Below are 9,368 nucleotides of genomic sequence, written 5' to 3'. Positions count from 1 at the left end.
CAAAAACAGGAAGACCTGCGAGGTTTCCAAAACCTTGTAGGTCTAACAACATGAAACAGAAAAGCTGACTCAAGGGTTGGAGCAAAACAAACAAGGTGGCAAAAACAGGGAGACCTGCGAGGTTTCCAAAACCTTGTAGGTCTAGGAACATGAAACAGAAAAGCTGACTCAAGAGTTGGAGCAAAACCTACAAGGTGCCAAAGACCTTGCAGGTTAAGAAGTCGAAAAAAAAAGGAACATGAAAGATAAATTTTACGCTTACATTCAACAACTACAGGATACAATAACGAGCAAATTGGAAAAGGTAGACGGGACTGCCAAATTTAAAGAGGATATCTGGGAGCGACCAGAAGGTGGTGGCGGACGTTCCAGAGTAATCCAAAATGGGGCCGTATTTGAAAAAGGCGGTGTAAATATTTCTGCCGTCCATGGTGCCCTTCCAGAAAGCATGCAAAAATACTTTGGGGTAGAAGAAGCCGATTTTTTCGCCTGTGGCCTTAGCTTGGTCATACATCCCAAGAATCCCATGGTCCCAACAGTTCATGCCAATTGGCGCTATTTTGAAATGTATGACAAGCAAGGCAAACTGGTAGATCAATGGTTTGGTGGCGGACAAGACCTTACCCCCTACTATCTTTTTAACGAAGACGCACAGCATTTTCACACGGTTTGTAAGTCGGCCTGTGATAAACACCACCCAGAATTCTATGCCACCTACAAAGCCAAATGCGACAACTATTTCTGGAATACCCATAGGAACGAAGCAAGGGGAGTGGGTGGACTTTTCTATGATTATTGTAAGGCGAATAAGGAAATATCCATGGAAGATTGGTATAATTTTGAGACCGAAGTGGGCAACAGCTTTTTGGAAGCCTACATTCCTATTGTAGAAAAAAGAAAGGACCTTCCCTATACCAAAGAACAACGGGACTGGCAAGAAATACGCCGCGGCCGCTATGTGGAGTTTAACCTGGTACATGATAAAGGCACCCTGTTTGGATTAAGGACCAATGGAAGAATAGAAAGCATACTAATGAGCCTACCGCCACATGTGCAATGGGTGTACGACCATAAACCTGAAGAAGGAAGCGAAGAGGAACGTCTATTAAAAGTACTTGCCCAACCTAGGGAATGGGTATAACTAAACCGAAAGACCATGGGCAAAAAAGGAAAGGAAAAAAATACTGTCAACAAAGCCAAACACACCAAGCTCCTCAATAGGAAAAAAAACAAACTGAAAAAGGAAAAAGAAACCCGAAAAGAGCGGCTGAAGGCAATTATGGACCTATCTAGGAAAAAACAGAATACCTAATAGGTGATGGGCTCCTTCCTCCACCTGAAATTTTGATTCTTATCTCCAGATTATCGCCTTACGCAATATCTCATGGAACTGGTATTTTATATGGCCCAGTCTAGCCTTAAGAAGTTCTGTTCTACCTTCAATACTCCTAGTATATAACAACTTGGATCTACCCACATGCTGTTGCCAACTCCTGTGGAACGCTATGGCATCTTCCTTCCTTCTTCCAAACATATTTGGCACCACATAATATCTTCTTATGCCCATTTTACGTTGTATCCAATTTCGGTTAACCAATAGATATCGTGGGTTTTCAACAGGGGAAATTACTTCTTCCAAAAGATCTATAAAGATACTGCTCTCATGTTGACTGCCTCCCTTAAGACAAATTGTAAATTCTCCGTTACCATGTTCCTCCAATATCACCTCTACTTGGGAAGAATCTGTTTGCAGTATTTTAGTCCCCACTAGGACGCTCAAAATGGCCTTTCCTATTTTTTTTGTCCTATTCTGGGTGTTTCCAAAAAGAATATAAAGCTTAAGTGCCTTAAAAGTTTTGGGAGCAAACCCCATCATAATACCAACTACAAATAAATAAAATACCGATAAATACCTCTTTTGTAATATGCTCTGCATATTCTTAACTAAAAACTCTGGCAAAAAAAGTCCCACCCCCAACAGTACTTCCAGTGCCATGTATTTAACCATATTCAATGACAACAATTTACGTTGTTTCTTATAGGGAAGGCTACTTTGGTAGAATACCCTTAATTCCCTTTGTAATACATTTCCATTTTCAATGGCAGTAACCCATCGGGATTGTAACAGCTGCCTTTCAGTTGCCATCTTGGCCATTTTGGCATTCAATACTTCAACATCCACCTCTGCATTAAAGGCCTTAGGAAGGGACAATCGGTCTAAACCGTTGGCTATAAAAGGTGTTCCGGATAATGAAACGCCCGAAAATGCCTCGAACCTTCTTTTTAGTCTCTCCAAATCCTGCCCCCCATCCTCTACAGTGGAATCCAAGCAGGCTAAATGCCAAATATTACTTGTTTTATTTGGATGCCCTGCCCTTACACGGATGGCCCTTCCCCGCATTTGGTTAGACGAAACAAACGAGCCCACATAGGTAGCAAGAAGCAAGCTATTTATGGCCGGAGCGTCCCACCCTTCACCCAACAATGCTTTTGTACCAATAAGTATTTTTACAACACCTGATTCAAATAAGCTGGTTATGGTACTTACTATGGCATTCCTTCCTTTACCGATTGGAGTTATCACAATAAAATCTTCCTCTTCCTTCAATGGAGTTAGGTGATACAACTCTTTGTTCACCTGTTCAACAAACATCGCCATTGCCGTTTTATGTAAAATAACGATTGACCCGGTTAAAACTCCCAATTGCTCCTTCTGTACAGAAGTGGTTCGCAAGTACTGAAAAATTGGAATAACCCCCAGTTTATTCAACTCTTGTGGATCCAAACCGGAATATCCCAAGAACTCTTTACGTATAAAGTCGGTCAAAATCACCATCCGCAGCGATTCGCCCAAAAGATCGTGCTCTATAGACACAATACTCCCAATACTCCTTAATTTACTTGGACTGTTGGCCAGAGAAGCATACAAATGATCACCCCCTATAAAATCGACCTTCTTACTTTCAAATACCCCAATTTCCTTTAATTCTTTCTCAATCCGTCTTAGTACCCCTTCATATGCAGTTAATAAGCTCCGTTGATCAACCAAAAGTTTTTGAATTAATATTTGCAGCCATTCATAGGAAAGAGCGGGAAAATCAATTTGCTGTTCCTTAAAACCCAACACCCTTAACTTATCCCTATCAATTTCTTTTTGAGCTTCCCTCAAAAAAATAAGGATAGAGGAAAAAAAAGCCGGGTCTTCATAAACCTGCTCCAGCTCATTATCGGTATTTTTATAAACGGGATGGTTTATCAAAATTTCAATGAACTCACTGTCCTTTACAATAGCACCTACAAATTGCATGACCCGCTCCCGAAAAGCTATTATATATCTTATCTGCGGCTCATCGGGCCTGGAAAAATATACAAAATCCTGATGCGGGCATAAATCTGTATTTTTTACCAAATCGGGCACAGCAATCTCTTCATCTATGGGCCCACACAATCTAAAATACTTATCCAGTTCGCTGCGCTCACTATCATATGGCGGTGTGGCCGTCAGCGCAACTACCATTAAACCCTCGATTTCCTTTAAATGGAACAGACTGTTCCACCATTCATTCTTCAAATGATGGGCCTCATCCAAAACCAAAGTCTTAATATTATGCTCCTTAATAAATTTTAGCAACCCATCCTTACCAGCATGAACTTCCAAAGACTTATTTAAACGATATAAGGATTGGTAGGTTGAAATAGTAATGCGTTTAGGGCGTTTTAAGTTTATGGTAAAATCATTGAATTCTTCATCCTGAACAAAAAACTCCAACATTCTTTTTCGCCATTGGTTCCTTATGATAAGTGTTGGAGCCAGAATCAGCGTATTGCCCCCTAACCTACTTATCATCTCTAGCCCTAAGATGGTCTTCCCTGAACCAGGTGGCGCCACAAGGTGCAAATGACCGTCAGCAACATAGGATTCAAAATTGTCCAAAAATACCTTCTGGTAACTACGCCAAGAATATTTGAATTGAAGGATATGGGAAAGGGACTTCAAATTAAAAAGTTGGTCTCTTAATTATTTAATGAATATGGATACATTTGCCCTAGCTAAAATAGACAATAAAATGTTGTTTTATAGTTTCCTTAAAAATTAGTCGTTGAACTTAAGCTCATATTGTAAAAATGAACTGCCCCTGTGGATCCAATAAACCTTATGCCAACTGCTGTGAGTTGGCCCATAAAAGCCTTTCGGCCGTTACTACTGCAGAGCAGTTGATGCGTTCCCGTTATACGGCCTTTGTAATGGTCAAGGGAGACTATCTCATGGAAAGTCACCACAGTTCTACAAGGCCAATAAAAGAAAAAAAGGCCATAGAGGATTGGGCCAAATCCGTAAACTGGATTAGATTGGAGGTTTTGGAAAGCAAAAAAGGAGGTGCAAAAGACCAAAACGGTACGGTTACCTTCAACGCCTATTATTTTGAGAAGGGCAAAGTGGAGATTATCCATGAAAAGTCGGCCTTTGTCAAGGAAAAGGGACTGTGGATGTATTTGGGGCTAGCAGACTAGTAGCAAGATCAACCTATACTATATAGTGAATATGGACTTGTTCCATTATCTTTGAGATTTAAAATTACAAACCATGTATCCAATTAGAAGAAATAGAAGACTCCGCACCAATGCGGCCATAAGATCCCTTGTACGGGAAACCATAATCTCGCCCAATGATTTCTTAGTGCCCCTATTCGTGGTAGAGGGCAAAGGGGTTAAGGAAGAAATCCCATCGATGCCAAACTACTACCGATATAGCTTGGATTTACTGGAAAAAGAAGTAAAGGACCTATGGACCATGGGCCTTAAATCGGTTCTATTGTTTGTAAAGGTTCCAGACCACTTAAAGGACAACAAGGGCAAGGAAGCGGTAAACTCCAATGGTCTAATGCAAAAGGCCATCAAAACGGTAAAAAATACTTGTCCGGATATGCTGGTGATGACTGATGTGGCCCTGGACCCCTACTCTTCCTATGGCCATGATGGCATTGTAGAAGACGGTAAAATAATCAATGACGATTCTGTTGAAGTCTTGACCAATATGAGCATAAGCCACGCAGAAGCCGGGGCCGACTTTGTTGCCCCGAGCGATATGATGGACGGCAGAATATTGAGTATACGCGAAGCCTTGGAAGATGAAGGATTTGTAGATACCGGCATTATGAGTTATAGTGCCAAATACGCCAGTGCCTTCTATGGCCCCTTTAGGGATGCCTTGGATTCCGCGCCCGGATTTGGAGACAAAAAGACCTATCAAATGGATTATGCCAATAGGTTTGAAGCCATAAAGGAAACGGAAATGGACATTGATGAAGGTGCCGATATTGTCATGGTAAAACCAGGGCTCTGCTATTTGGATATTGTTCGTGAAATAAAAAATGAGGTAGATGTACCAGTAGCCGTATACCAGGTATCAGGGGAATACGCTATGGTAAAGGCCGCTGCGGAAAAGGGCTGGTTAGACCATGATGCCGTAATGATGGAACAATTGACCGCTATAAAAAGAGCAGGGGCCAATATAATTGCCAGTTACTTCGCCAAGGACGCCGTTCGCGTCTTAGGTTAGATAAAAGGCAGCGTACGGTAGAACATAGGTGCTACCCGACCCTTATTCACCCTAATATACGTGACCATCGCTATGAGAGCATTATTTTTTATCCTTACAGGACTCTTTTTGATACCCATGCAATCCCAAGATCTTACTATCCCCACCTTTTTGGAAAAATGGGAAAATTCCAGGGATTATCTTCTGGCCGTAGCAGAGGCCATGCCAGAAGAAAAGTTCGATTTTAGACCTACGGACAGACAAATGGAATTTAGGGAACAGCTATTACATATTAAAAGCAATATGGATTGGCTGGCAACCAACTACTTTGGCGCCGAAAAAGCATCCAGAAACAGCAGCGGCGGGGATAAGCTTTCTAAGGCAGAAACACTAGAAATTTTAAAAATTTCCTTTGATAGGGTGAGCAAGATTTTGCAACAAACCTCACCGTCTTCCTTGTCCGAGCAAGTGGATTTCTTTGCCGGGACCAAAACCAAATTGCAAATATTAAATTTGTTACAAGATCATGTATCCCATCATAGGGGTCAGCTAATTGTATACTTAAACCTCAACAATATAGAGCCCCCCAAATATGTGGGCTGGTAATTTTGAATAGTATGGGCAAAAGAATACTTACTTATTTTTTATTGGCATCAACGGCATTCCTTAATGTACAGTTCCTTAATTCCCAAGCCTTGAAGTCGGACTTGCTTACCTATGCCAACCCCTCGGCAGTGGGAATGGACTCCTTGTACATACACGCTAAGGTAGACTCTATAATGACTATGGCCATAAAGGAAGAGGCCTTCCCGGGAGCACAGGTACTAGTGGCCAAAAACAGCAAGATAATTTTCCACAAGGCCTACGGATTCCACACCTATGACAGTCTGCAGGCGGTAGGGCTGACCGATATCTATGACTTGGCTTCGGTAACCAAGATAATTGGTCCATTGCCCGCATTAATGAAGTTGCACGATCAGGGAAAGCTAAATTTAGACGCCCCTTTCAGCACCTATTGGCCAGATTGGAAAAATAGAAGGGACAAGAAAGACCTAAGCGTTAGGGAGGTTTTTGCCCATCAGGCCGGCTTGATACCCTATATCATATTCCTTCAAGATGTGATGAAAAAGAACGGATCTTTAAAAAAACGTTTCGTTCGGCATCAACCCAATGACAAGTTTAGCTCCCGCGCCTACGACAACATTTATATCAAGGATAAGTTTAAAAAGAAAATATACCGCAAGATAAAACGCTCCAAGGTCTCGGATATCAAAAAATACAAGTATTCCGGGCTTACTTTTTTGTTATATCCAGAGATGATCTCACAAATGACAGGAACGGATTACGAAACTTATTTGACTCAAAATTTTTACGCCCCTTTGGGAGCCACCACGCTGGGATTTAAGCCCAAAACCAAGAATTACCCCAACAATATAGTTCCTACGGAATTGGATACTTTATTTAGACATGGGCTCACCAAAAACTGGGTACACGATGAAAACGCGGCTCTCATGGGAGGAGTATCGGGCAATGCCGGTCTTTTTGCCTCTGCTACCGATTTGGCGAAAATGATGCAAATGTATATGAACTACGGCAGTTATGGCGGAAAACGTTATTTATCCGAAGAAACGGTACGGGAATTTACCAGGGTGCAGTATCCTGATAATGAAAACCGTAGGGGGCTTATCTTTGACAAACCAGAATTGAACAATGGGGAACTGACCCTTGCGGATTCCTATCCTGCACCTAGCGCCAGCCCGGAAAGTTTTGGCCACAGTGGATTTACAGGTACCTTTGTGTGGGCAGACCCCACTCATGAATTGGTGTATATATTTTTATCCAACAGGGTATATCCCAGCAGAACGCACAGTAATATCTATAAATACAATATACGCTCGGCGGTACAAGAAGTTTTTTATGAAGCCAATGTTAATTGAGGTAGGCAATTCTTAATTTATTAGTACATTAGTCCTTTATACTTTTCTATGGGGTTACTTATTTTTTATGCACTTATTTCGATCCTCGTATCCTTTCTATGTTCCATTTTGGAGGCTGTTTTATTGAGTGTTCCACAAACATTCATCAATCTGAATAAAAAAGAGAATAAAAGCTACGCTTCAGAATTGGAAGTATTGAAAAAAGATGTGGACAAACCGCTTATTGCCATTCTCACCCTTAATACCATAGCGCATACCGTTGGGGCCATCCTTGTAGGGGTACAGGCCAAGGTGGCCTATTCCGAACTTTATGCAAATGCCAATATATCCGTGCTGGGCATGGATTTCACCGAAGCCAGTATGGTAGGGTTGGTTTCTACCATCATGACCATATTAATTTTGGTAGCTTCAGAAATTGTCCCCAAGACCATAGGGGCCACCTATTGGAGACAATTGGCGCATGCTTCCACCATAATCCTTAAATTTATGGTCTGGTCCCTAAAATGGACCGGAGTTTTATGGATCTTACAGCTCTTTACGAAGCTAATAGGAAAAAAGGGGGTACATGCCAGCATGTTCAGCCGGGAGGATTTTAGCGCTATGACCGACCTTGCACACGAAGAGGGTGTTTTTGAAGAATCGGAATCCACCATTATTAGAAATTTATTGCATTTTGACGAGGTTCAGGTAAAAGATATTATGACACCAAGGGCGGTAGTCAAAATAGCCAGTGAAGCAGAAACTATTAAGGAATTCTACGATGCCAATAGAAATATGCCTTTCTCCAGGATACCCGTTTACAGCAAGAAAATAGATAATATAACTGGCTTTGTACTCAAGGATATGATTTTGGAGGAAATAATCAACAATAATGGGGATGCCCCACTTTCTTCTATAAAAAGGGAAATATTGGTCAGCCACAGAGGAATGCCCATTCCTGAGCTCTTTGAGACCTTTATTTCCAAAAGGGAACACATATCCCTTGTAGTAGACGAATATGGCTCTGTGAGCGGCGTAGCAACTATGGAGGATATATTGGAGACCTTATTGGGACTCGAAATTATGGATGAAAGTGACAGTGTGGAAAATTTACAGCATTTGGCCCGTAAAAATTGGAAAGAGCGAGCCAAACGATTGGGGATAATAGATCAAACCGATAACTTGGAATGATGGAAACCGCCTACCTAAAAACCCCTTTGGGAATTGCCAAAATAGAAGGGGACGAATACGGTTTAACGGCACTTACCCTTTTAGACAGCGAAAAAAAAATATCCACCACTATTCCCGAAGTCCTTGAGGATGCCGTATATCAACTACAGGAATATTTTAAAGGTGCAAGACAGGAGTTTAGTCTAAGCCTGAATCCCGAGGGAACAGAATTTCAAAAAAAAGTTTGGAAAGCACTGCCACAAATACCTTATGGAAAAACTATTTCCTATCTGGAGTTGGCCAAGACCTTGGGAGACCAAAAAGCTATCAGGGCCGTTGCCTCGGCCAATGCGCATAACCCCTTATGGATCGTGGTACCATGCCACAGAGTGATTGGGAGCAATGGTTCCCTAACAGGTTATGCCGGTGGATTATATCGAAAAAAATGGCTGTTAAACCATGAGAGCCCCGTAAAACAGGAGTCACTTTTTTAAAGTTTACAAACCATACGGTTGGTAAAATCTAATACTTGGCCTGTTTATAAGAACATGGCGAACATACATCCAACTAAACGTACATTTTACAGATTTTATCGCCATAGCTAAGGTACACGGTATACTATTCTACCAACTAGATGGTTTGTTTATGCAGTTGATCTGAACCAAGGGGATATGGTATCAAAGCCAATGGCATCACCTTTTAACAAATTCTAAATTTGTTTGTATATTTAAATCGATCCGATG

8 protein-coding genes are annotated in these 9,368 nt (G+C 41.5%); 7 read left to right on the top strand and 1 reads right to left on the bottom strand.

Annotated features, from left to right (window positions below; all coding sequences use genetic code 11):
* Positions 1–238 precede the first annotated feature (238 nt).
* The gene (gene hemF, locus EHW67_RS07260; RefSeq protein WP_126161685.1) at positions 239–1,141 is read left to right on the top strand and encodes an oxygen-dependent coproporphyrinogen oxidase; all 903 of its coding nucleotides are present in this window, start codon (positions 239–241) and stop codon (positions 1,139–1,141) included.
* Positions 1,142–1,351: 210 nt separating this feature from the next.
* On the opposite strand, the gene EHW67_RS07255 is transcribed toward hemF, so the two are convergent.
* The gene (locus tag EHW67_RS07255; RefSeq protein ID WP_126161684.1) at positions 1,352–3,997 is read right to left on the bottom strand and encodes a DEAD/DEAH box helicase family protein; all 2,646 of its coding nucleotides are present in this window, start codon (positions 3,995–3,997) and stop codon (positions 1,352–1,354) included.
* A 128-nt stretch (positions 3,998–4,125) separates the two neighbouring features.
* Between EHW67_RS07255 and EHW67_RS07250 the strand changes: the two genes are divergently transcribed.
* The 6 genes from EHW67_RS07250 to EHW67_RS07225 all read left to right on the top strand — a co-directional run bounded on the left by EHW67_RS07250 (position 4,126) and on the right by EHW67_RS07225 (position 9,119).
* The gene (locus EHW67_RS07250) at positions 4,126–4,512 is read left to right on the top strand and encodes a YchJ family protein (protein WP_126161683.1); all 387 of its coding nucleotides are present in this window, start codon (positions 4,126–4,128) and stop codon (positions 4,510–4,512) included.
* 73 nt (positions 4,513–4,585) lie between these two features.
* Positions 4,586–5,560: a porphobilinogen synthase gene (gene hemB / locus EHW67_RS07245; RefSeq protein ID WP_126161682.1), complete on the top strand. Its 975-nt coding sequence runs from the start codon at positions 4,586–4,588 to the stop codon at positions 5,558–5,560.
* Positions 5,561–5,632: 72 nt separating this feature from the next.
* Positions 5,633–6,145, top strand: coding sequence for a DinB family protein (locus tag EHW67_RS07240; RefSeq protein ID WP_126161681.1), 513 nt, complete (start codon positions 5,633–5,635; stop codon positions 6,143–6,145).
* Between the two features lie 11 nt (positions 6,146–6,156).
* A complete protein-coding gene (locus EHW67_RS07235; protein WP_126161680.1) occupies positions 6,157–7,476 on the top strand; it encodes a serine hydrolase domain-containing protein in 1,320 nt (439 codons plus the stop codon).
* A gap of 48 nt (positions 7,477–7,524) precedes the next feature.
* A complete protein-coding gene (locus EHW67_RS07230) occupies positions 7,525–8,646 on the top strand; it encodes a CNNM domain-containing protein (protein WP_126161679.1) in 1,122 nt (373 codons plus the stop codon).
* Complete coding sequence (locus tag EHW67_RS07225) at positions 8,646–9,119, top strand: methylated-DNA--[protein]-cysteine S-methyltransferase (RefSeq protein ID WP_126161718.1); 474 nt, start codon at positions 8,646–8,648, stop codon at positions 9,117–9,119. Before EHW67_RS07230 ends, EHW67_RS07225 begins: the two co-directional genes overlap by 1 nt.
* Positions 9,120–9,368: the final 249 nt, after the last annotated feature.

It is taken from the genome of Arenibacter aquaticus (assembly GCF_003957295.1).
In the GTDB taxonomy this organism is placed as follows: domain Bacteria; phylum Bacteroidota; class Bacteroidia; order Flavobacteriales; family Flavobacteriaceae; genus Arenibacter; species Arenibacter aquaticus.
The sequence above is the reverse complement of the archived record's forward strand: the minus strand, read 5'-3'. Positions and strand labels throughout refer to the sequence as shown.

Coding starts and splice junctions, on each gene's coding strand:
- EHW67_RS07235 (WP_126161680.1), top strand. CDS start 6,157: ATGGGCAAAAGAATACTTACTTATTTTTTATTGGCATCAACGGCATTC.
- EHW67_RS07225 (WP_126161718.1), top strand. CDS start 8,646: ATGGAAACCGCCTACCTAAAAACCCCTTTGGGAATTGCCAAAATAGAA.
- EHW67_RS07250 (WP_126161683.1), top strand. CDS start 4,126: ATGAACTGCCCCTGTGGATCCAATAAACCTTATGCCAACTGCTGTGAG.
- EHW67_RS07230 (WP_126161679.1), top strand. CDS start 7,525: ATGGGGTTACTTATTTTTTATGCACTTATTTCGATCCTCGTATCCTTT.
- EHW67_RS07240 (WP_126161681.1), top strand. CDS start 5,633: ATGAGAGCATTATTTTTTATCCTTACAGGACTCTTTTTGATACCCATG.
- hemF (WP_126161685.1), top strand. CDS start 239: ATGAAAGATAAATTTTACGCTTACATTCAACAACTACAGGATACAATA.
- hemB (WP_126161682.1), top strand. CDS start 4,586: ATGTATCCAATTAGAAGAAATAGAAGACTCCGCACCAATGCGGCCATA.